General features: G+C 60.1%; 24 protein-coding genes. 16 read left to right on the top strand and 8 right to left on the bottom strand.

Annotated features, from left to right (window positions below):
- The first annotated feature begins 50 nt into the window (after positions 1 to 50).
- The 3 genes from BOP96_RS21875 to BOP96_RS21865 are packed head-to-tail and all read left to right on the top strand — an operon-like array spanning position 51 to position 2,771.
- Complete coding sequence (locus tag BOP96_RS21875; protein WP_060767470.1) at positions 51 to 998, top strand: ornithine cyclodeaminase family protein; 948 nt, start codon at positions 51 to 53, stop codon at positions 996 to 998.
- 13 nt (positions 999 to 1,011) lie between these two features.
- The gene (locus BOP96_RS21870; protein WP_073454016.1) at positions 1,012 to 2,145 is read left to right on the top strand and encodes an NAD(P)/FAD-dependent oxidoreductase; all 1,134 of its coding nucleotides are present in this window, start codon (positions 1,012 to 1,014) and stop codon (positions 2,143 to 2,145) included.
- Positions 2,145 to 2,771, top strand: coding sequence for a helix-turn-helix transcriptional regulator (locus tag BOP96_RS21865; protein WP_003190517.1), 627 nt, complete (start codon positions 2,145 to 2,147; stop codon positions 2,769 to 2,771). The genes BOP96_RS21870 and BOP96_RS21865 overlap by 1 nt, the downstream gene beginning before the upstream one ends.
- A gap of 155 nt (positions 2,772 to 2,926) precedes the next feature.
- Here the strand turns inward: BOP96_RS21865 and BOP96_RS21860 are convergent, their stop codons facing one another.
- Both BOP96_RS21860 and BOP96_RS21855 read right to left on the bottom strand, forming a co-directional pair.
- The gene (locus tag BOP96_RS21860; protein WP_073454014.1) at positions 2,927 to 3,703 is read right to left on the bottom strand and encodes an ABC transporter substrate-binding protein; all 777 of its coding nucleotides are present in this window, start codon (positions 3,701 to 3,703) and stop codon (positions 2,927 to 2,929) included.
- 173 nt (positions 3,704 to 3,876) lie between these two features.
- Entirely contained in the window at positions 3,877 to 5,376 is a 1,500-nt protein-coding gene (locus tag BOP96_RS21855; RefSeq protein WP_020303231.1) for a CoA-acylating methylmalonate-semialdehyde dehydrogenase, read from the bottom strand.
- Between the two features lie 108 nt (positions 5,377 to 5,484).
- Here BOP96_RS21855 and BOP96_RS21850 point away from each other — a divergent pair, with 108 nt between their 5' ends.
- The 4 genes from BOP96_RS21850 (at position 5,485) to BOP96_RS21835 (ending at position 10,639) form a co-directional block, all read left to right on the top strand.
- Positions 5,485 to 6,414 (top strand): LysR family transcriptional regulator, encoded by a 930-nt coding sequence (locus BOP96_RS21850; RefSeq protein WP_073454012.1) that lies wholly within the window; start codon positions 5,485 to 5,487, stop codon positions 6,412 to 6,414.
- 172 nt (positions 6,415 to 6,586) lie between these two features.
- Positions 6,587 to 7,045 carry a (2Fe-2S)-binding protein gene (locus BOP96_RS21845; RefSeq protein ID WP_014718046.1) on the top strand — a complete coding sequence of 153 codons (459 nt, stop codon included), beginning with the start codon at positions 6,587 to 6,589 and terminating at the stop codon, positions 7,043 to 7,045.
- Positions 7,045 to 9,282 carry a xanthine dehydrogenase family protein molybdopterin-binding subunit gene (locus tag BOP96_RS21840; RefSeq protein ID WP_032903499.1) on the top strand — a complete coding sequence of 746 codons (2,238 nt, stop codon included), beginning with the start codon at positions 7,045 to 7,047 and terminating at the stop codon, positions 9,280 to 9,282. Before BOP96_RS21845 ends, BOP96_RS21840 begins: the two co-directional genes overlap by 1 nt.
- Before the next feature lie 16 nt (positions 9,283 to 9,298).
- Positions 9,299 to 10,639, top strand: a complete 1,341-nt coding sequence (locus BOP96_RS21835) for a c-type cytochrome (protein WP_019821499.1) — start codon at positions 9,299 to 9,301, stop codon at positions 10,637 to 10,639.
- 203 nt (positions 10,640 to 10,842) lie between these two features.
- Here the strand turns inward: BOP96_RS21835 and BOP96_RS30160 are convergent, their stop codons facing one another.
- Together BOP96_RS30160 and BOP96_RS21830 are read right to left on the bottom strand one after the other, a co-directional pair.
- The gene (locus BOP96_RS30160) at positions 10,843 to 10,992 is read right to left on the bottom strand and encodes a hypothetical protein (protein ID WP_175563007.1); all 150 of its coding nucleotides are present in this window, start codon (positions 10,990 to 10,992) and stop codon (positions 10,843 to 10,845) included.
- 134 nt (positions 10,993 to 11,126) lie between these two features.
- Positions 11,127 to 11,570 carry a DUF421 domain-containing protein gene (locus BOP96_RS21830; RefSeq protein ID WP_073454010.1) on the bottom strand — a complete coding sequence of 148 codons (444 nt, stop codon included), beginning with the start codon at positions 11,568 to 11,570 and terminating at the stop codon, positions 11,127 to 11,129.
- A 235-nt stretch (positions 11,571 to 11,805) separates the two neighbouring features.
- Between BOP96_RS21830 and BOP96_RS21825 the strand changes: the two genes are divergently transcribed.
- A complete protein-coding gene (locus tag BOP96_RS21825; RefSeq protein WP_073454008.1) occupies positions 11,806 to 12,024 on the top strand; it encodes a hypothetical protein in 219 nt (72 codons plus the stop codon).
- A gap of 3 nt (positions 12,025 to 12,027) precedes the next feature.
- Here BOP96_RS21825 and BOP96_RS21820 read toward each other — a convergent pair whose 3' ends face one another.
- The gene (locus tag BOP96_RS21820; protein WP_073454006.1) at positions 12,028 to 12,867 is read right to left on the bottom strand and encodes a DNA/RNA non-specific endonuclease; all 840 of its coding nucleotides are present in this window, start codon (positions 12,865 to 12,867) and stop codon (positions 12,028 to 12,030) included.
- Positions 12,868 to 13,117: 250 nt separating this feature from the next.
- Here BOP96_RS21820 and BOP96_RS21815 point away from each other — a divergent pair, with 250 nt between their 5' ends.
- Complete coding sequence (locus tag BOP96_RS21815; RefSeq protein WP_003190483.1) at positions 13,118 to 13,573, top strand: GNAT family N-acetyltransferase; 456 nt, start codon at positions 13,118 to 13,120, stop codon at positions 13,571 to 13,573.
- Between the two features lie 90 nt (positions 13,574 to 13,663).
- Positions 13,664 to 13,813: a hypothetical protein gene (locus BOP96_RS30155; RefSeq protein ID WP_019821496.1), complete on the top strand. Its 150-nt coding sequence runs from the start codon at positions 13,664 to 13,666 to the stop codon at positions 13,811 to 13,813.
- 27 nt (positions 13,814 to 13,840) lie between these two features.
- Here BOP96_RS30155 and BOP96_RS21810 read toward each other — a convergent pair whose 3' ends face one another.
- Entirely contained in the window at positions 13,841 to 15,364 is a 1,524-nt protein-coding gene (locus BOP96_RS21810; RefSeq protein ID WP_073454005.1) for a sensor domain-containing diguanylate cyclase, read from the bottom strand.
- A gap of 418 nt (positions 15,365 to 15,782) precedes the next feature.
- Between BOP96_RS21810 and BOP96_RS21805 the strand changes: the two genes are divergently transcribed.
- The 5 genes from BOP96_RS21805 to BOP96_RS21785 all read left to right on the top strand — a co-directional run bounded on the left by BOP96_RS21805 (position 15,783) and on the right by BOP96_RS21785 (position 17,927).
- Positions 15,783 to 15,959, top strand: a complete 177-nt coding sequence (locus BOP96_RS21805) for a general stress protein (protein ID WP_019821495.1) — start codon at positions 15,783 to 15,785, stop codon at positions 15,957 to 15,959.
- A gap of 328 nt (positions 15,960 to 16,287) precedes the next feature.
- Positions 16,288 to 16,638, top strand: a complete 351-nt coding sequence (locus tag BOP96_RS21800) for a general stress protein (protein WP_014718036.1) — start codon at positions 16,288 to 16,290, stop codon at positions 16,636 to 16,638.
- A 53-nt stretch (positions 16,639 to 16,691) separates the two neighbouring features.
- The gene (locus tag BOP96_RS21795) at positions 16,692 to 17,243 is read left to right on the top strand and encodes an ATP-dependent Clp protease proteolytic subunit (RefSeq protein WP_019821492.1); all 552 of its coding nucleotides are present in this window, start codon (positions 16,692 to 16,694) and stop codon (positions 17,241 to 17,243) included.
- A gap of 29 nt (positions 17,244 to 17,272) precedes the next feature.
- Entirely contained in the window at positions 17,273 to 17,506 is a 234-nt protein-coding gene (locus BOP96_RS21790; RefSeq protein ID WP_019821490.1) for a DUF2934 domain-containing protein, read from the top strand.
- Between the two features lie 211 nt (positions 17,507 to 17,717).
- Positions 17,718 to 17,927, top strand: coding sequence for a hypothetical protein (locus BOP96_RS21785; protein WP_072435627.1), 210 nt, complete (start codon positions 17,718 to 17,720; stop codon positions 17,925 to 17,927).
- 55 nt (positions 17,928 to 17,982) lie between these two features.
- Here the strand turns inward: BOP96_RS21785 and BOP96_RS21780 are convergent, their stop codons facing one another.
- A complete protein-coding gene (locus tag BOP96_RS21780; protein WP_003190473.1) occupies positions 17,983 to 18,252 on the bottom strand; it encodes a DUF6555 family protein in 270 nt (89 codons plus the stop codon).
- 474 nt (positions 18,253 to 18,726) lie between these two features.
- Entirely contained in the window at positions 18,727 to 19,041 is a 315-nt protein-coding gene (locus tag BOP96_RS21775) for a hypothetical protein (RefSeq protein WP_020303217.1), read from the bottom strand.
- A gap of 397 nt (positions 19,042 to 19,438) precedes the next feature.
- Between BOP96_RS21775 and cyoA the strand changes: the two genes are divergently transcribed.
- Positions 19,439 to 20,362, top strand: coding sequence for a ubiquinol oxidase subunit II (gene cyoA, locus BOP96_RS21770; RefSeq protein WP_014718031.1), 924 nt, complete (start codon positions 19,439 to 19,441; stop codon positions 20,360 to 20,362).
- Positions 20,363 to 20,364: the final 2 nt, after the last annotated feature.

Raw genomic sequence — 20,364 nt, 5'->3', positions numbered from 1 at the left:
ATAAAAACTAAAAGTCCATAATGGACAAATTAGTTTATCCGGAGAGCCCCATGTCCACGACGCCCCTCGTTATCGACCAGGCCCAGGCCCGTACCTTGCTGGCTCAAGTCGACGTGCCTTTGATCCTGCGCAAACTGTTCCGCGACCTCGCTGCCGGGCAAGCGGTGCAGCCGGCGCAACAGCTGGTGGCGTTTCCCGATGGCGCAGGGGACTTCATCAACTACCTGGGCGTATTGGCCGAAGACGGGGTGTACGGGGTCAAGACTTCGCCCTACATCGTGCGTGAACAAGGCCCCCTGGTGACGGCCTGGACCCTGTTGATGTCGATGCACAGCGGCCAGCCGTTGCTGTTGTGCGATGCTGCTGAATTGACCACCGCACGCACCGCCGCCGCCACGGCCTTGGCGGTAGATGCGCTGGCCCCGGCGGCGGCGCAACGCCTGGCGATCATCGGCAGCGGCAAGGTCGCCCAGGCGCACCTGCATTATGTGCAGAACCTGCGCGACTGGCAGCAAATCCGCCTGTACTCGCCAAGCCTGGGCAGCGCCAGCGCCGAAACGCGTGCGCAGTTGGCCAGCCTGGACCCGCGCCTGAGCCTCGCCGCAAGTTGTGAAGCCGCCCTGGAAGACGCGGATGTGATCCTGCTGTGCACCTCGTCCGCCGGGCCGGTCATCGACCCCTCGCGCCTGAGCAAACCCGCGCTGATCACCTCCATCAGCACCAACGCACCGCGTGCCCATGAAGTGCCGCCGCACTGCCTCAACCAGATGCACGTGTTCTGCGACTACCGCCAGACCACCCCGGATTCGGCCGGTGAGATGCTGATCGCCAGCGAGCGGCACGGCTGGGACAAACGTACGATTGTCGGCGACCTGCCCGAATTGTTCAGCGACATGGCCCAACGCCCCGACTACGATCGTCACGTCTTTTTCCGCTCCATCGGCCTGGGCCTGGAAGACATCGCACTGGCCAATGCCCTGTACCAACGCCAACGCTAATCAGGAGAGTGTTATGCACCAGGCAGACTTCATCATTATCGGCGGCGGCATCGCCGGCGCGTCCACCGGGTTCTGGTTGTCGCAGCACGGCAAGGTTCTGGTGCTGGAGCGTGAAAGTCACCCGGCCTATCACTCCACCGGGCGTTCGGCGGCGCTCTACACCGCCGCGTATGGCACCCCGCAAGTGCGGGCGCTGACCTTGGCCAGCCGGGCCTTCTTCGACCAGCCACCCGCAGGCTTTTGCGAACACCCACTGCTGACGCCCCGGGGCGAAATGACCGTGGATTTCAACGGTGACCCGGCCGAACTCGACAGCCAGTACCTGAGCGCCAAGGCCACCGTGGCGCAGGTGCAGCGCCTGACGGTCGATGAAGCCTGTGCACGCTTGCCGATCCTGCGCCGTGAAAAAGTCCACGGGGCAATCTACGACCCTACCGCCTGTGACATCGACACCGACGCCCTGCATCAAGGCTACCTGCGCGGTATCCGCCGCAACCAGGGCGAAGTGCGCACCGACAGCCATGTGCTGGGCTTGAGCCGCTACGCCGATGGCTTGTGGCAGGTGCGCACCCAAGATGCGACCTTCACCGCGCCGGTCATCATCAACGCCGCCGGTGCCTGGGCCGACCATATCGGCGGGCTGGCGGGCGCAGCGTCCATCGGCTTGCAGCCCAAGCGCCGCTCGGCCTTTGTCTTTGCTGGTCCCGAGGGCATGGACAGCCACGACTGGCCGATGCTGGTGGCCCTCGACGAAGCGTTCTACATGAAACCGGATGCCGGCATGTTCCTCGGCTCGCCGGCCAACGCCGACCCGGTAGAACCCCAGGATGTGCAACCCGAAGAGCTGGATATTGCCATGGGCATTTACCAGATCGAGGAAGCCACCACCCTGACCATCCGCCGCCCCACGCGCACCTGGGCCGGGCTGCGCAGTTTTGTGCAGGACGGTGATTTACTGTCGGGCTTTGACCCGCAAGTACCGGGACTGTTCTGGGTGGCAGCGCAAGGCGGCTATGGTATCCAGACCTCACCCGCCATGGGCCAGGCAAGCGCCGCCCTGGTGCGCGGCGAACCGCTGCCGGAGGCACTGACCCGGTTCGGCCTGGACGCTGGTATGCTCTCCCCGGTCCGCCTGGAGCCCCATTGATGAACACCGCCGAACAAGACAAGGTCATGCAGAACTTCCGCGCGATTGCCGATGCAATCGCCACGTTGTTCTTTCCCCATGCAGAAGTGGTGCTGCATGACCTGCGCACGCAAACCGTGGATTACATCGCCAATAACCTGTCCAAACGCAGCCTGGGTGACGACTCGTCCCTGGAGGACATGCTCGACGGTGACGTCAGCGAGGTGAATATCGGCCCTTACGAAAAGCTCAACTGGGATGGCCAGAAAATCCGCAGCCTGAGCACCGTGCTGCACGACCACAAAGGGCGCAGGCTGGCTGTGTTGTGCATCAACCTGAATATTTCAATGTTCGAAACAGCCAAGGCGGCGCTGGATTTATTCCTGTCGCCAAGCAAGCTGATCGCACAGCCGGACGCGCTGTTCCGTGATGACTGGCAGGAACGCATCAACACCTTCCTGCATGCCTGGCTGCGCGAGCGTCAGTTGAGCCTGAACCTGTTGACCCGCGACCACAAACGCGAACTGGTGCTGGCGCTGCATGCCGAAGGCGCATTCAAGGGCAAGAGCGCCTCCAACTATGTGGCCAATGTGCTGGGCATGGGGCGAGCGACGGTCTACAAGCACTTGAAGGAACTCAAGGGTTGAGCCCTTTCTGACCACGGCGCCGATTCCCTGTGGGAGCTGTCGAGCCCCGGCGAGGCTGCGAAGGGGCCGGCAAGGTCAACATTTGCACCGCCTGACCCACCGCTTTCGCAGCCTCGCTAAAGCTCGACAGCTCCCACATTGACCGCGTCTTTGCATCAGTCGCCGTAGATATCGGCCTTGAAGTACTGCTGTGAAATCTTCTGGTATTCGCCACTGGCGCGAATGCCGTCGATCGCCGCATTCAATTCGCTGACCAACTCGCCATTGCCCTTGCGTACTGCAATGCCGGCCCCCTCACCCACGTATTTCGGGTCCTTGAGCTCCGGGCCGACAAAGGCATAACCCTGCCCGCGCGGCATTGACAGGAAGTCGCTCAGGGGGATGGTGTCGGCAAAGATCGCATCCAGACGCCCCGCTGCCAGATCCATGTAGATTTCTTCGTTATTGCTGTAGCGCTTGACGTTGATGCCCTTGGGTTCGAACACCTCGGTGGCATAGCGGTCGGTGGTGGTGGCGCGCTGTACACCGACGTTCTTGCCCTTGAGGCTGGCGTACTGGTCATCCACCACGACGCCGTCCTTCATCACCAGGCGCGACGAGGTGAAGTAGTACTTGTGGGTGAAATCCACCGACTTCTTGCGGTCTTCGTTGATGGTCATGGACGACAACGCCATGTCGATCTTCTTGACCTTGAGGGACGGAATCAGCCCGTCGAACTCCCCTTCGATCCACACGCACTTGACCTTCATTTGCGCGCACAGGGCGTTGCCGATGTCGTAGTCGAAACCGACGATCTTGCCGTCGCCGGTCTTGGAGGCGAACGGGGGGTAAGCCGCCTCGATACCGATACGCAGGGTTTTCTCGGCGGCCAGCAGGTGGCTGGAAGCAAACAGGCTCAGGGCCAAGGCGGGAAGGAGATGGCGTTTCTTCATGGAGGGGTTCTCGCAAGTTGTTGTTGGTTTGGCAAGAGTGAAGAAAAACGTGCAGCAGCTATTTTGTACTTATAATTCCATACTGGACTTTTATGTGTTTCACCGTCAACAGGCAAAAAAATGTGGGAGGGCTTGAGCCTTCCCACATCAGATCCAGCAGCACAGCTTAAACCTTACTTGGACACCGGCATTGCAAACTCCGCGCCCTGCTCGATGCTCTCCGACCAGCGTTGCATGATCGACTTCTGCTTGGTGTAGAAGCGCACACCCTCGGTGCCGTAGGCATGCATGTCACCGAACAGGCTCTTCTTCCAGCCACCAAACCCGTGCCAGGCCATGGGCACCGGGATCGGCACGTTGATACCGACCATGCCCACCTCGATACGCCGCGCAAACTCACGAGCAATGTTGCCATCGCGAGTGAAGCAACTGACGCCGTTGCCAAACTCGTGGTCGTTGACCAACTTCACCGCTTCGGCAAAGTCGTTGACGCGCACACAGGCCAACACCGGGCCGAAGATTTCTTCGCGGTAGATGCTCATGTCCTGGGTCACGTGGTCGAACAAGGTCGCGCCGAGCCAGAAGCCGTTTTCCAGGCCGGGTTCGGTGGGCACGTAGTCACGGCCATCGAGCAGCAACTGCGCGCCGGCTTGTACACCCTGCTCAATGTAGCCACTGATGCGTTCCAGCGCGGCCCGCGACACGATCGGGCCCATCTCGGCTTTGAGATCGCGGCCATCGGTGATGCGCAGCAACTTGGCGCGTTCGGTCAAAGCGGCGATCACCTTGTCGCCCACATCACCCACCAGCACCGCCACCGAGATCGCCATGCAGCGCTCGCCGGCACTGCCGTAGGCGGCGCCCATCAGCGCATCCACGGTGCGTTCGATATCGGCGTCGGGCATCACCACCATATGGTTTTTCGCCCCGCCCAGGCCTTGCACGCGCTTGCCATTGCGGGCGCCGCTCTCGTAGATGTATTGGGCAATCGGCGTGGAGCCGACGAAGCTCACGGCCTTGACGTCCGGGTGTTCGATCAGCGCGTCCACCGATTCTTTATCACCCTGCACCACATTGAACACGCCTTTGGGCAGGCCGGCTTCATGCAGCAACTCGGCCATGAACAGCGACGCGCTCGGGTCAGTCGGGCTGGGCTTGAGGATAAAGGTGTTACCCGCCGCAATAGCGATGGGGTACATCCACATCGGTACCATCACCGGGAAGTTGAACGGCGTCACGCCGGCGACCACGCCCAGCGGCTGGCGCATCGTCCAGTTGTCCATGCCACGGGAGACCTGGTCGGAGTGTTCGCCCTTGAGCAGGTTGGGAATGCCGCAGGCAAATTCGAGAATGTCGATGCCACGGTCGACTTCGCCCTGGGCATCGGTGAAGACCTTGCCGTGCTCGGCGACGATGATGCGCGCCAGGTCGTCCTTGCGTTCGCGCAGCAGGTGCAGGTATTGGAACAACACGCGGGCGCGACGGATCGGCGGGGTGTCGGCCCAGCCGGCAAACGCAGCCTGGGCGGCGGCGACGGCTTCGGCCACGGTCTGGCGGCTGGCCAGGGCCACACGGGCGGTGACTTCACCGGTGGCCGGGTTGTAGACGTCCTGGTAACGGTCATCGCGGCTGACGCGCTGGTCGTTGATGTAGTGCTCGATGGTTGCAGTCATGGCAGTCGATCCAGATGGGTGGCGTTGGTCCACACGATAGGCTTTCGCTTTGTTCCGAACCAGAGCAGAATTCAGAACTTATTGTCCTTATATGCGAACAATACACCCATGGAAAAGGCTGAGATCGAAGGGTTGTGGACCCACATTCACTGGCTGTCAGTGCTGGAGGAACAAGGCACCTACACCGCTGCCGCCGCGCGCCTGGGGGTGAGTAAATCGGCGGTGAGCCAGCGCATTTCCGACTTGGAAAAGGCCACCGGCACGCGGCTGGTGACGCGCACCACCCGCAGCGTGCGGCTGACCGATGCGGGGCTGTCGTTGACCCGCGAAGTACGCAGCGCCTACGCGCAGATCGCCCGCAGTTTTTCCTCGGTGCGCGACTCGGTCGGGGAAATACGCGGGCTGGTGCGCCTGACCGCCCCCGTGGCGTTCGCCCGGCAACAACTGGTGCCGCACCTGTCCGGCTTTTTGCAGCTGTACCCTCAGGTGCGTATCCAATTGGACGTCTCCGATGCCTTGAGCTCATTGGCCGCCGAGGGTTACGACCTGGCGGTGCGCCACGGCTTCCAGGTGCCCGAAACCCACGTGGCCTGGAAGCTGTGCGACACCAACTCGGTACTGGTCGCCACCCATGACTACCTGCAACACCACGGTGACCCCCTCGAGCCGGGCGACCTGTCGGCCCACAACTGCCTGTTTTACCCACGCGGCACCGACCAGCCCGCCTGGACCTTTGAACGCGGCAGCCAGCCCCTCGAGCGCCTCACCGTGCCTATCGCCGGCAGCTTCGCCACTAATAACAGCGAAGCCTTGCGCGACGCCGCACTCAACCACCTGGGCATCGCCCTGCTACCGGACTTCAGCGCCCAGGCGGCGCTGGCCGCTGGCAAGGTGGTGCAGGTATTGAAGGACTGGACACTCAAAGGCGCATTTGCCGATGAGATTTACCTGATTCGGCCCTACTCACCCCATGTGCCCAAGTCGGTGAGTGCGTTGGTAGCCTACTTGAAGGCGCAGCTGTCGGGAGGGTTCCAATAGGTGGGAGCGCAGGCCTAATCCTGTCAAATACTTGCCTGATCCTCTGAACTTGAGGGCAATCGGATAGATAGCCCTTGCGCGTTGGTCTAGAGTTCGACGATGGGCGACTTCCAGTCGCACCGCTCCTATAAGAACTCAGCACCACCAACCGATGATCAGCAGGTGAGCCCGCATGGAATTACGTATCAACCAAAAGGCCTATCAGGTCGATGCCGAAGCCGACACCCCGTTGTTGTGGGTGATCCGCGATAACCTGGGCATGACCGGCACCAAATACGGCTGCGGCCTGGCCCAGTGCGGCGCCTGTTCGGTGCTGGTGGACGGCAATGTGGTGCGCGCCTGCGTGACGCCCGTGGCCGGCGTGGTCGGTCGCGAGATCACCACCATCGAGGCCGTCGAGGCCGATGACGTGGGCAAGCGTGTGGTGGCGGCCTGGGTCGAACATCAAGTAGCGCAATGCGGTTACTGCCAGTCCGGGCAGGTGATGGCGGCCACGGCGCTGCTCAAGCACACCCCCGCGCCGACCAAGGCGCAGATCGACGCGGCGATGGTCAACCTCTGCCGTTGCGGCACCTACAACGCCATCCATGCCGCCATGGATGCCTTGGCCGCCGGGAAGGAGACCGCCTGATGAACACCAACGAGATCATTCCCGGCGTGACCCTGGGCGAACCGATCAACCTGTCCCGTCGCCGCTTCCTGGCCAGCACCGCGGTGGGCGCGTTGGTGATCGGTTTCGGCTTGCCACTGGGCACCTCCCGCGTGCAAGCCGCGACCGGCGCCGCCGCTGAACGCGGCACTCAAGTACCCGCCTTCCTGGAAATTCGCCCCGACGGCAGCGTGCGCCTGCTCAGCCCCTTCATGGAAGGCGGCCAAGGCACTCACACCGCCATGGCGCAGATCGTCGGTGAAGAATTGGATGCCGACCCGGCCACGTTCATTGTCGAAGCGGCCCCGCCCGGCGAAGCCTATGTGGTGATGGAAAATGGCCTGCGCATCACCGGCGGCAGCATGTCGGTGCGCATGAGCTACCCGACCATGCGCCGCCTCGGCGCCCTCGCCCGCGCGATGCTGATGCAAGCCGGCGCCGAGCAACTGCGCGTACCGCTCAGCGAGCTGACCACCCAGCCCGGTCGCGTGGTGCACGCCGCTTCCGGCCGCTCCCTGGGCTACGGCGAACTGGCAGGTGCCGCCCTGGATATGCCGGTGCCCGACCCGGCCAGCATTACCCTGCGCGACCCGAGCCAGTTCCGCTGGATCGGCAAACCGGTCAAGCGCCTGGATGCCTATGACAAATCCACCGGCAAGGCGCAGTACACCATCGACCTGAAAATCGACGGCATGCTCCATGCCGCCGTCCAGCATGCGCCACGCCTGGGCATGACCGTGGGCAGCCTGCGCAACCAGGCGCAGGTGCAAGCCATGAAAGGCGTGCATTCGGTTCACACCCTGCCCGGCGCCGTGGCTGTGGTAGCCGAGCGTTGGTGGCATGCCAAGCGGGCCGTCGAAGCCATCCAGGTCGAATGGCTTGAAGCCGCCGCCGACTCCACCGTGCGGGCGATGCCGGCGGATTTTTCCAGCGACAAGTACCGCGACTTCCTCGCCGCCCAGCAAGGCCCGGCCCGCGATGACGAAAACGAAGGCGATGTGGCCGGCGCACTGGCCAGCGCCAAAACCCGCGTCGAAGCCACCTACCACAACCAGTACCTCAACCATGCCCAGCTGGAACCGCCTTCAGCCCTGGCACGCTTTAACCCCGACGGCACGCTGGAGGTGTGGCTGCCTAACCAGGCGCCGGATATGTTCCGTGCCGACATCGCCAAGCGCACCGGCCTGAGCACTGAGCAAATCACCCTGCACTCACCGTTGCTGGGCGGCTTTTTCGGCCGGCATTTCCTGTATGACTCGGCAAACCCTTACCCGCAAGCCATTGCGTTGGCCAAGGCGGTGGGCCGGCCGATCAAGCTGATCTGGAGCCGTGAAGAAGAATTTGTGCGCGATGTATTGCGCCCCGTCGCCGTGGTCAAGTTCCGCGCCGCACTGGATGACAAAGGCCTGCCGGTGGCCATCGAAGCGGTCAGCGCCACCGAAGGCCCCACAGAAGCCATCGCCGGCAAACAGGGCGACGCCATCGACCCTACCGCCCTGGAAGGCTTGTCGGGCAAGAGCTATGCGATCCCCAACAAACGCATTGCGCAGATCTACGTCAAAGGTCCCGCCATGCTCGGTTACTGGCGTTCGGTGGGTAACTCGCTCAATGACTTTTTCTACGAAGCCTTCCTGGACGAACTGGCCGACAAAGGCGGCCATGACCCCTATGAACTGCGCCTGCACCTGCTGCGCGACAACCCGCGCCTGACCACCCTACTGCAAGCGGCCGCCGAGCTGTCTGGCGGTTGGAAGCGTGGGCCCTACACCGCCGAAGACGGCACCCGCCGTGCACGCGGCGTGGCCATGGCCTCGCCGTTTGGCTCCCATGCAGCGGTGGTGGCCGAGGTGTCGATCGAGAACGGCCAGGTCAAGGTTCATCACATCTGGGAAGCGATTGACCCGGGCAGCATCGTCAACCCGGCGATTGTAGAGGCGCAGGTCAACGGTGCCGTGGCCTTGGGCCTGTCGCAAACCTTGTTGGAGGAAGCGGTGTACGTGGATGGCAAGCCACGGGCGCGCAACTACGACCTTTATCCGGTGCTGCCGCCTTCGCGTATGGCGCAGGTACACGTGAAGATCGTGGAGAGCGGAGAAAAAATGGGCGGTATCGGCGAACCGCCGTTGCCGGCTGTGGCCCCCGCCGTGGCGAATGCCGTGGCGCAGCTGACCGGCCAACGCATCCGCAGTCTGCCTTTGAGCCGTTACACCTTCAGCTAACCGACAGGGAATGCCCATGAATAACCGCCGATTCGCAAGAACCGCAGGGTGGCTGGTGCTGCCCTGCGTGGTCGCCGCCGGCCTGCTGGCCTGGTATGTCACCCGCGAGCCTGCCTCGCCTTTTGAACAGCAACAGGCCACGAGCTTCGACCCCGCGTTGGTCACTCGCGGCGAATACGTCGCGCGAGTGAGTGACTGCGTGGCCTGCCACAGCCTGGCCGGCAAGCAGCCATTCGCTGGTGGCCTGGAAATGGCCACTCCGCTGGGGGCGATCCACGCCACGAACATCACCCCCGACCGCGAGCATGGCATCGGTGCCTATAGCCTGGCCGACTTCGACCGCGCCGTACGCCACGGCGTAGCACCGGGCGGGCGACGGCTCTACCCGGCCATGCCCTACCCGTCTTATGTGAAGCTCAGCGACGATGACATCCAGGCGCTGTACGCATTTTTCATGAAAGGTGTGCAACCGGCCAACCAGCCTAATATCCCCAGCGACATTCCCTGGCCGCTCAACCTGCGTTGGCCCATCGCCCTGTGGAACGGTGTGTTTGCACCGACCGCGACCTATGCCGCCAAGCCCGGCCAGGACGCACTGTGGAACCGGGGCGCCTATATCGTCCAAGGCCCCGGCCACTGCGGCAGTTGCCACACGCCACGAGGGCTGGCGTTCAACGAAAAGGCCCTGGACGAATCCGGCGCGCCGTTCCTGGCCGGTGCCCTGCTCGACGGCTGGTACGCCCCCAGCCTGCGCCAGGACCACAACACCGGCCTGGGGCGCTGGAGTGAGGAACAGATCGTGCAGTTCCTCAAGACCGGTCGCAACCAGCATGCCGTGGTCTATGGCTCGATGACCGAAGCCTTCAACAACTCCACGCAGTTCATGCAGGACGATGACCTGGCCGCAATCGCTCGCTACCTCAAGTCACTGCCCGGCGACCCGCAGCGTGACGGCAGCCCCTGGCAGTATCAAGCGGCAACAGCGCGCCAGGATGCTCCCGGCGCCCATACTTACGCGACCCGCTGCGCCTCCTGCCATGGGCTCGACGGCAAAGGCCAGCCCGACTGGATGCCGCCCCTGGCCGGCGCCACCTCGGCCCTAGCCACGGAAAACGCCTCCGCGATCAACATCACCCTCAACGGCTCACAACGCGTGGTCACCGCCGGGATGCCAGACGCCTACCGCATGCCCGCGTTTCGTGAGCAATTGTCCGACCAGGAAATCGCCGACGTGCTGAGCTACGTGCGCGGTACCTGGGGCAACCACGGCGGCGCGGTCGATGCAAAGGCCGTGGGCAAGTTGCGTGGGCATACCGACCCGGCGAGCAGTAGCCCTATCATCCTGCATATGCGCTGATCGGTCGCGATCAACTATGGGAGCTGGCCATGCATTGCCCACAAAATCAGCGCCTGGCACAGGTCCCCTGTGGGAGCGGGCTTGCCCGCGAAGGCGGACTGTCAGTCACTGCATCGTTAACTGAACCACCGCTATCGCAGGCAAGCTAGCTCCCACATTCGGCAATGAGCATCAATGATATAAGCGGCGGCTGGCAGGCCGCTCTATTTGCTCTCGTCCGCCTTGCCTTCCCGCATCTGCACCGACGACTGGGTGCCACTGTTGTTGTCTTTAGTGGCGTTGTCAGCGTTGTCAAAACAGCCGTGCAGCAGGAACGCGCTGCACAGGCCCACGCACATATAAAGCTTCTTCATGATCGTTCACCTGTTGGCAAGTGTGTGTTATCGGCGTGACGAAAGCAGAATTCGTCCGCCCATGATCTATCTGTCTGGAACAGAAGCGCTGGCGTTCAAAAAATAGCCCCTTGGCTGACGAATGGGGCCGCGTGTTATTCAAACGGGATCACCGAAATCTTGCCGTTGCGCTCAAGAATCGCGAAGCGGATCTGCTTGAGTTCGACAAGCCCTTGGGTAGACCGGGCCGCCTCAAGAATGTCGCCCTCGTCCAGGCGCGCATGCTTGAGCCTTTTATGCAGCACCTGGCCTTGCTCGACCAGCACCGTCGGCCCGCCATCGAGCACCCGTGCGAACCAGGCTGAACACTGCTTGGCCAGCGAGAAGCCAATGTCGATGGCAATGAGGGTGGCGATGACCAGCACGGCGTTGGTCATCGAGAAATCTTCGCCCAGCAACGCCTGTTGGGTGGCTTCGCCGATGACCATCAACAACACCAGGTCAAAGGTGGTGAGCTCGGCCAGCGTGCGCCTGCCGGCAACTTTGAACAGCACCAGCAGCACCAGGTAAATCGCCACAGCCCGCAGTACAGAGTCCATGGTTGCCCCCTCGGATCATTGAATGGGAAACGACCGATTCATACGGATTAGGTGACCACCGCGCCGCGGTGGTTCATTCTTTCGACACGTCTCGACCACCATCTAAAAAGATGATGGTTTCAGCGCAACTGAATCGTTGAAATGATCGAAATTTCGGCAATAACCCAGTTGATACCGGTGCGTTGGCAGCGGGTCACAGCTCTATATCGATCACGCTGAAGAAGGAACCCCTGTCATGAACGACTCACAACGCGCCTGGGAACTGGCTATGGTGCTGATTGCCAATGGCCGGATCCCCTTCGACCCCGCCAACCCGAGTGGGTCGGTGAAAATCCTTTCCAAGCATCTGCAAGCGCTCGAAGAAGCACTGCGTGAACAGGCCACAGACGTCGCCACGCATGAGCGCCTGGGCAAGAACAACAGCCGCAGGCCCTCGTTGGTGTGTGCCGACTAGGCGTCAGGCTTTGGTTCGGTTACAGCCGATCCGACTCGGCAACTGGCCCTGCCTGGCCTTCAGTGTGGCTTGCAGCGCTTGCGGCAAGGTGCTCCAGAACGTCAGCCCGGAGCGCTCTTCGATGTGATCCACGGTGACCTGGTAATCACAGAAGTCTGCGCCCTTGGGGGTTTCCTGGTTCATCACGAATGAGGCGTACAGGCCCGTTTCCGGCGAACTGCCGACCACGATGATTTTCCAATAGCCACTGGGGATGGTGTGCACTTTGTTCGTGCCCGGCAACGAGCCGACAAAATGTTCATACAACGGGCCGGTAGCCACATACACCTGATCGACGCCTGGTTCCTTGCTGAGGTTGCGCTCCTGGTCTTCCAGGCGCGCCCAGGGCCCCTGGTTGAGCTCGGCCTTTTGCGGGGTGATGTTCGACAAGTAGTTGAGCGTTTGCCAATCGGCCACCCCGGCCATCGAAGCCAGGTTGGCCTGATGCCCACGGTCGATTTTGAGCGCGACGTTGGCGCCGTTGTAATCCACCGGGTCCAGGGTTTCCCCGGCTGGAATATCCGGGTCGGTGCGCCAGTCACGGGAGCGCCCGCTGGCGGCAGTGGTCTTAGTGATCTTGTAGGAGACCCAGTTGGCAAACTTGGTCGAGCCGTTGTTGTTCAACGTGTAGGCCTGGCGGTTCAACGTCACTGGGCTGCCGCCGGTGGGGCAGCCAACCGCGCAGTTATCGAACGGCAAGGCTGGCGCAGGGAGGACGGCGGATTGGCGTGTGGGCGTGGTACAGGCGGCCATCAACGGGATCAACGAAAACGCCAGGTACTTGAACGATGTGCTTCCTTGCATGGTGTTACTCCTTGGGATGTATCTGTTAAAAGACTGAATGGCCTCGGCCGATGCGCTTCCTGCGCAAGTCGAGATAACCATTGGAACACATAAACATTTCTAAACAACGACCGCAACCAGGCCAACAAACGTAACCCCTTCGCACCCTGTAACTGTGCTATAGCGGGCGATAGCATCGCCTCATCAATGCACAAGGGACTGTCATCAAGCACGTGGGGGCAAATGTTCAAACAGAGGATGCTCCACGACCATGGCTGAATACCTTCTTCCTCCCGCTGCCCCACACTGGCTGATCCGCCAAGCCACCCCCGACGATGTGCATGCCTTGGTCGCACTGGATGCCTACGCAACCGAGCATGCCAGCCGTCGTGTGTTTATCTATGACGCCGTGGTTCGCCAGCAATGCTTGGTAGCCGCCGACGCTAACGTGTGCGCCGGCTACCTAGTGCTCACCCACGACTTTTTCAACCATGGGTTTATTGCGCTGGTGGTGGTTTCACCGCTGTACCAGCGCCAAGGCGTCGCCCTTCGTCTGCTGTCAGCGGCCGAAGCAGCCTGCAAGACGCCCAAGCTGTTCGCATCGACCAATGCCTCCAACGGCGCGTCCCAGGCCCTGCTGACGAAAGCCGGCTTTATTCCCAGCGGGCAGATCGAGAATCTGGACGATAACGACCCTGAACGTGTGTACGTCAGGTTCATTCGCTGAGCTCCATAAGGTGCCTTCTGCGCGGGCGGGAACCTTTTCTCGAATGCACAATCTGTGGTTCACCCTTTTGAACCGATTGAGACCCTGCGCATGCTTGTGAAAAAAGCCGTCCTCTGCCTGGCACTGCTAAGTGCCGGCTTCATCGCAGGCTATGCGGCCAAACCCACCCCGCAGTTGCAAGTCACCGCTGGCCAACTGATGGAGTGCGGCGAACTCATGATCCCGACGCTTGGGATGTGAGCCGCGCATACCCAGGTAAAAGCCGTTTCAGCCGCTCGACGTCACGTGCGCAGGATGCACGTTGAACCCATTGCGCCCCGCCGCCTTCGCACCGTAAAGCGCTGCATCGGCCGCCTCGACCAAACCCAACACCGGCTCCAGCCGTGAGCCCATGCCCGTCGCAACGCCGATACTCACGCTCACGCGCCCGAAGGGGCTGCCTGGGTGTGTGATGTTCTCCTGCTGCAGCCGCGAAAGAATACGTTGCGCGACCACCGCAGCGCCTGTGCTGTCAGTCGCGGGCATGATGATCGCCATTTCTTCTCCGCCATAGCGCGCCACCAGGTCCGACGGGCGCCGCACGCACGTTTCCAATAACGTGCTGACTGCCTGCAAGCACGCATCTCCCGCGACGTGACCAAAGGCATCGTTGAAGCGTTTGAAATGGTCGATATCGAGCATCAGCAATGCCAGCGACGTACCTTCGCGCTGCGCCCGACGCGCTTCCACGGCCAGCGTTTCGTCAAAACAGCGGCGGTTGGCCAGGCCGGTCAGCGCGTCCTTTTTCGCTAATAGCGCCAATTGCCGATTGGAGTCGAGCAACTGTTGCTGGGCGACACGCAACGCCTCTTCCGCCGCCGTACGCCTGCGGATATCCAGGATCAGAAACCAGCCGATCAGCCCCGTCAGCCCCAGCAGCCCCGCCACCACGACCGCTGACAGTGCCGCCTCGATGCGCCACGCCGCGAGGGCTTCGTGCTTGCCCAACGCGACCGTGGTGATCAGCGGCAGGGTTTCGCTTTTGCGAAAGGCATAGAGTCGCTCTACCCCGTCCAGGCTGGAGGTATAGGCCGCAGTGCCCACAGGCTGGTCGACGAGGTACTTGGAATAAATAGGCGAGGTGGAAAAGTTGCGGCCCATGTCCTGCTCGCGGAAGGGGTAACGCACCAGCAACGTGCCGTCGGCGTAGGACAGGCCGATGGCGCCCTCCTGGCCTACATCGAGCTTGCCGAATACCCGCAGAAAGTTTTCCACCCCCAGGGTCACAGCGACCACGCCAGCGAAGTTGCCGGCCGCGTCGTTGAAACGGCGGCTGATGGTCACCACCCATTCATGGTTGGCGCGGCTTTGAATCGGCGGGCCAATAAAAGGTTCAGCGCTCGGATCGTCGCGATGGTGGATGAAATAGGCCCGATCACTGCTATTGGCGCCCTCCGGAATCGCACGATTGGAAGACAGCAGCCACCGGCCCTGATGATCATAAATGGTGATGCCGCTGAGCTGCGGCATCAGCGGCTGCTGTCGGTTGATCAGCGTACTGATGCGCTGGATTTGCACCGGGCCACTGCCTTCGGTTTCCAGGCGCTCCACCAACCCCAGCAACAGCAACGAGCTTTGCCGCACGATGCCTTCGGTATAGGTGTTAAGGGCCTGGGTCAGGTTCAAGCCATGCACGTCCACTTCCGCCAGCGCACGGTCGCGGGAAGACAGGACTTTCCAAATCGTCAGCGAAGTCAGGGAACAGCCGATCACCAACAGCAACAGCATCACAAGACGGGTATCACGCTTCACGTCAGCACCTTAAGGAAGTCCGGTTTCCATCCAGCCATCATTCGAACGTCGGTACTCACAGGGGCAACCGGTTCCAGAGTGCCAGCATACAAGCAGTCTGTGCGAGCTGCAGCTACAGAGTGTGCGGCTGAGCGCCGGCCAGAGGAGCCAGCGCCTTTAATGACCACTATCAAAACAGGGTATTGAATGCTAAACCAACCGTTAAGGTCGCTATTAATTCAATATCAATCGACGCAGAAAAACTTATACGAAGCGGCACTTTCTGAGCCTACTTGTACAAGTTTCATCTGCCACTCTACCGTTCATCGCCCTTTTTAAAAAATTTCAAAACATCTGCGCACTTTCCCTTATCAGAAAAGATGTCCGTTGCATAAACGGGCAACTAGCGAAACGACATTTCAAAACTGGGAGTATTGTTATGACGACGAGCAATAAAAACCCTGGAAACTTTGCCAACGATCGCGAAAAAGCATCAGAGGCGGGAAAGAAAGGTGGACAGGCCTCTGGCGGCAACTTCGCCAACGACCGCGAGAAAGCCTCGGAAGCCGGGCGTAAAGGCGGCCAGAACAGTCATGGTGGTGGACGTAAGTCCTGACCACACGGGCAGTACCGCTGTTCCGTTCGTTAACAAAGGGCATTGATCATGCGTGCGTCCATTGATAATCAGCGCGGCGAGCCAGCTCGCAGGCCGATTGTAGAAGTGCGAACTAAAGCAAGGACTGGCCTGCGTTCTAATACGTCTGCGTGTTACGAACATCAGCAACTTGCTGAACAAGCCGAAGCCACGATAAGTGCATCTAAAACGCCACCCTTGTGTGAAAGGCACTTATAACCGTGCAGCTTGACTCACGCGCCTAAGTGCACGTTTCCAGCACAATCGAAGTGAACGTTACATTACCGACATAACGACGAGGTAACTGAACATGACTACTCAAGACAAGCAAGGCCAGATGAGCGTCAGCGAAGCCGGTAAAAAAGGCGGCGAAGCCACTTCTGCGTCCCATGACAAAGAGTTCTACCAGGAGATCGGCAGCAAAGGTGGCCAAAACAGTGGCGGGAACTTCAAGAATGATCCCGAGCGCGCCGCTGAAGCCGGCAGCAAAGGCGGCCAGAACAGCGGGGGCAATTTCAAGAATGACCCCGAACGCGCCGCCGAGGCGGGCAGCAAAGGCGGCCAGAACAGTGGCGGCAATTTTGCCAACGACCGTGAAAAAGCTTCCGAAGCCGGGCGTAAAGGTGGCGAACACAGCCACGGCGGCGGACGCAAAAGCTGATGTGCTTGATGCAGGGGAGCCATGCTCCCCTGCTTTCATTGATGAGGGACACCATGCCTTTACACATTATCAACTTCACCGCACCGGTCACCGCTTCTACGTGCAGCCAACTGATTGAAAAAGCCTCGTTGGCCGTACAACAAGATGCCCAGGGCCTGGTACTGAATATCGCCACCATGGGTGGTGAATGCAGCTACGGCTTTACGATGTACAACTTTTTATTGTCCCTGCCGATTCCGGTGCATACCCATAACCTCGGCACCGTGGAATCCATGGGCAATATCATCTTTCTGGCTGGTGAGCGCAGGACCGCCTGCAAGCACAGCAAATTCCTGTTCCACCCCTTCCACTGGCATGTGCAAGGCGCGGTTGACCATTCGCGCATGTCCGAATACGCGATGAGCCTCGATTACGACTTGCAGTTGTACGCACGCATCGTGGCCGAGCGCACCGCCGATGCCGTCGAAAAACTGGAGACCGAAAAGTACCTGATCGCCGCGCCCCGCATTCTTGATCCGCAACAAGCGCTGACCGCCGGCTTGATCCATGGGATCGAACTGCCCGTGATCAAGGCGGAGTTCGTGAGCAGCTTCATTCACTCCTAGCACCTTTTATTCAATAGGGGAGCCTCACAATGGACGAAGAAACGATCCGACTCACCGCGTACCGCATTTGGGAACAGCAAGGGAAGCCTGACGGTCAGGATTTCGTGCACTGGTTACAAGCCAGGGAGGAGCTGACAACCCCGCCGACTGACGGCCTGGCAGGCTCGATAGAAAGTAGCGTCACCCCGCCCAACCCGGACCGATCAAAGCGCCAGGCGACCGCCGCCGGGCAAAAAACCCGCAGCAGAAAACCCAACAGTTGAACCCACAGAGCCGAGAGTGAGGACGCGCCTGTCGATAAACCTGCCAGGGTTCTAAAACATCGGCAGCCGTCCAAGCGTCATCCCCGCCCCGCCGCCTCTCGATACTGGCATTAAAACATCAACTAATCGCTTGTTTGAATTCTTCCTTTTTAGCAGTTGAAAACGCCCATTTCTTAATCGAGAGTGGCCGTTCATTCAGGGAGGAATCGATGTGATCCATCTACAAGCGAACCGAAGTTGCCTGCAATGCAAACAACCCTACGAATCGACGCTGGATGACCCCGACTTTCTGGTGTCGTCGGCCTCTGACATGCTCTGCCCGGCCTGCAAGCAACACTATGCAGCCGACCTGATGAAAGAGGCACTTCAACGCAGCGTGCAAAAGTTGTGCATGTTGCAGGAGCGACGCAAACAACAGTAAACACGCGCCTCGCCCCTACCGCCACCCGCATGGACACCGTCCATTAAAAATACATTCATTCGGGTGGCGGCGGCACATAAGGCTTTGCAATAAACGGGATACTCCCAGACGGGCGCCATCTTACATTCTCAAGACCGTAGCGCTCGGCCAGCGGTTTACTGATGCGTTTGATCTTTTCATTACGCGACCTGGGAATAATGCCAATGCCTGCATCGCAACAGGCCCAATGCCACGCCTCTGCGTTATTCATCACCTCCGCTCTTATAATGAAAGACTTAGGCTCGTGGTGGTATTCGTATTCGATGACATATAAAGAATTTTTCATAACCTCTCCTTCTGATTTTTTTGTTATTTGCTCAGAACGAAGGTTCAGAAATTTTAATGTTTTAATGACGACGATCACGCACTTGCTGTTGCACTACCGTTCGTCGGCCTCGCATTAAAAAAATAAAACTGCTCATGCTTCTTTTGTTTCTTAATACTGAGTCTGTTCACTCCAGGCTCTTGGTAAAAACTCCTGTCTTGCCCGCACTCTGTGCGGGCTTTTTTATTTTGCCGCACGCTACACCCTATGGCGAGGGAGCTTGCTCCCGTGACGGCCGGGCAGCCGACGCTTGTCCAACCGACGCACCGAGGTCCAAGCTTGCCTGTCGGACCAAAATCCTCGTCGGCTGTCAGGCTGCCTTCGCGAGCAAGCCCGCTCCCACATTTGGATCGTTTGGGATCAGGAAGATAGGCGCCGGCTGTCAGGCCGTCATCGCAGGCAAGCCAGCTCCCACATTCAAGATCGCGGAGCCACTCAATCGTCGTCGTGCACGTGAGCGTCAGCACAGGGCAGTCGGCCGGACTCACCTCCGGCAATCCGTTCCGCCTGATCAATACCGCGTTTGAGCGCGTCATTCACCGTCCATTCGGCACCCGGCAACTGCTTGATGCGTTCAACCACGCATTGCCCCGTCGCGGTATAAACGCAGAGCAGCACTTCAATATCAGCGTCCTCCCGCTCTCGGGCCCTGACTTCGATATGGCAGCCGTTTTCGACTTCCCGGGTGAAGCATTTTTCTTTCAGTGCTTTTGAGACCCAGGCTTTATAGGTGTTGCCACGTATAAACATAGCGCTTCTCCAAAACCGTTAGTGGGGTTGGCCATCAACTAACGACTGAAATCCCTAACCAGAATTCAGACTTTCTGCAAGGCCACCTCCATCATGCACCGATGAAAACCTTTTACCGTTTCGCCTGTTAAACCGTTCGTCAGGCGAGGAAACAAATTGTTAAACCAACCCACCGGGCTCTATTCAAAATGTTCGGGAGCGCGGCGAAAGGCGCCCTGCAGAGCGGCAGCAAAAGCCAATAAAACCGAGCAGTAGAAGCACTTTTTCTACTGACGGCACCTTATTGCCGAGTGTTTAACACCTGACGGCTCCTGAGGTTAACAAGCGCTTCGCTTAGTTAACGCTTGAGCACTGATTCGGCACAGCAAAACGCAAGTTTCCAATACAGGAGCAAGGCATGAAACGAGCGATGGGTTATTGCCTGGTCACTATCACCAGCCTCTTCTTACTCACCAGTTGCAACCTGGTGGTATTCAACCCCAAGGGGCAAGTAGCAACCGATGAGCGCGACCTGATTATTCTCGCTACGGGCCTGATGCTGCTGGTGGTCGTTCCGGTGATTGTGATGATGTTTGTCTTCGCCTACCGCTACCGCGCCACCAATAAAAAAGCGCGTTACTCCCCCCGCTGGGCCAGTTCGCACAAAATCGAAGCGGTGGTATGGGGCGTTCCCCTGCTGATCATCATCGTCCTGGGGTGGGTGACGTGGGAGACCACCCACGCACTCGACCCCTATCGCCCGCTGGAGTCAGACACCCCGCCGATCAATGTGCAGGTGGTGGCCACCGACTGGAAATGGCTGTTTATCTACCCTGACCTGGGCATCGCCAGCGTCAACGAACTGGCCCTGCCGGTACACACGCCGGTAAGTTTCACCGTCACCTCCGACGCGGCCATGACCTCGTTCTTTATTCCCGCACTCGGCGGGCAGATCTACGCCATGGCCGGCATGCAGACCAAGTTGCACCTGATCGCCAACGAAACCGGTGAGTTCAGAGGGATTGCCGCCAACTACAACGGCCCCGGTTTTTCCGACATGCATTTCACCACGCTGTCCTTGAGCACTGCCGACTTTCAAACCTGGGTGACAAAGGTCAAGGGCGCGGCCACCTCTCTGGACCACAGCACTTACGCGCAATTGGCCAAGCCGACCCTCAAGCACCCGGTGACCTATTACTCGGCGGTACAGGAGCGCTTGTTCCTGGACATCGTCGATAAATACGAAGGCATGAACAAGGCCAATAAACCCCGGCGCTCGCCATTGAGCGACGCTGCACAACGCACCGATCAACACCCAAGTCTGCTGGCTGAGGAGCGGTAACC

Origin of the sequence: Pseudomonas sp. FSL W5-0203 (assembly GCF_001896155.1) — a bacterium.
GTDB lineage: Bacteria > Pseudomonadota > Gammaproteobacteria > Pseudomonadales > Pseudomonadaceae > Aquipseudomonas > Aquipseudomonas paracarnis.
This window is presented reverse-complemented; position numbering and strand designations above follow the sequence as displayed.

Coding starts and splice junctions, on each gene's coding strand:
- BOP96_RS21860 (WP_073454014.1), bottom strand. CDS start 3,703: ATGAAGAAACGCCATCTCCTTCCCGCCTTGGCCCTGAGCCTGTTTGCT.
- BOP96_RS21775 (WP_020303217.1), bottom strand. CDS start 19,041: ATGTTTATACGTGGCAACACCTATAAAGCCTGGGTCTCAAAAGCACTG.
- BOP96_RS21820 (WP_073454006.1), bottom strand. CDS start 12,867: ATGCAAGGAAGCACATCGTTCAAGTACCTGGCGTTTTCGTTGATCCCG.
- BOP96_RS21875 (WP_060767470.1), top strand. CDS start 51: ATGTCCACGACGCCCCTCGTTATCGACCAGGCCCAGGCCCGTACCTTG.
- BOP96_RS21790 (WP_019821490.1), top strand. CDS start 17,273: ATGGACGAAGAAACGATCCGACTCACCGCGTACCGCATTTGGGAACAG.
- BOP96_RS21795 (WP_019821492.1), top strand. CDS start 16,692: ATGCCTTTACACATTATCAACTTCACCGCACCGGTCACCGCTTCTACG.
- BOP96_RS21800 (WP_014718036.1), top strand. CDS start 16,288: ATGACTACTCAAGACAAGCAAGGCCAGATGAGCGTCAGCGAAGCCGGT.
- BOP96_RS21815 (WP_003190483.1), top strand. CDS start 13,118: ATGGCTGAATACCTTCTTCCTCCCGCTGCCCCACACTGGCTGATCCGC.
- BOP96_RS30155 (WP_019821496.1), top strand. CDS start 13,664: ATGCTTGTGAAAAAAGCCGTCCTCTGCCTGGCACTGCTAAGTGCCGGC.
- BOP96_RS21865 (WP_003190517.1), top strand. CDS start 2,145: ATGAACACCGCCGAACAAGACAAGGTCATGCAGAACTTCCGCGCGATT.
- BOP96_RS21835 (WP_019821499.1), top strand. CDS start 9,299: ATGAATAACCGCCGATTCGCAAGAACCGCAGGGTGGCTGGTGCTGCCC.
- BOP96_RS21825 (WP_073454008.1), top strand. CDS start 11,806: ATGAACGACTCACAACGCGCCTGGGAACTGGCTATGGTGCTGATTGCC.
- BOP96_RS21830 (WP_073454010.1), bottom strand. CDS start 11,570: ATGGACTCTGTACTGCGGGCTGTGGCGATTTACCTGGTGCTGCTGGTG.
- BOP96_RS21850 (WP_073454012.1), top strand. CDS start 5,485: ATGGAAAAGGCTGAGATCGAAGGGTTGTGGACCCACATTCACTGGCTG.
- BOP96_RS21845 (WP_014718046.1), top strand. CDS start 6,587: ATGGAATTACGTATCAACCAAAAGGCCTATCAGGTCGATGCCGAAGCC.
- BOP96_RS21840 (WP_032903499.1), top strand. CDS start 7,045: ATGAACACCAACGAGATCATTCCCGGCGTGACCCTGGGCGAACCGATC.
- BOP96_RS30160 (WP_175563007.1), bottom strand. CDS start 10,992: ATGAAGAAGCTTTATATGTGCGTGGGCCTGTGCAGCGCGTTCCTGCTG.
- BOP96_RS21780 (WP_003190473.1), bottom strand. CDS start 18,252: ATGAAAAATTCTTTATATGTCATCGAATACGAATACCACCACGAGCCT.
- BOP96_RS21855 (WP_020303231.1), bottom strand. CDS start 5,376: ATGACTGCAACCATCGAGCACTACATCAACGACCAGCGCGTCAGCCGC.
- BOP96_RS21870 (WP_073454016.1), top strand. CDS start 1,012: ATGCACCAGGCAGACTTCATCATTATCGGCGGCGGCATCGCCGGCGCG.
- BOP96_RS21805 (WP_019821495.1), top strand. CDS start 15,783: ATGACGACGAGCAATAAAAACCCTGGAAACTTTGCCAACGATCGCGAA.
- cyoA (WP_014718031.1), top strand. CDS start 19,439: ATGAAACGAGCGATGGGTTATTGCCTGGTCACTATCACCAGCCTCTTC.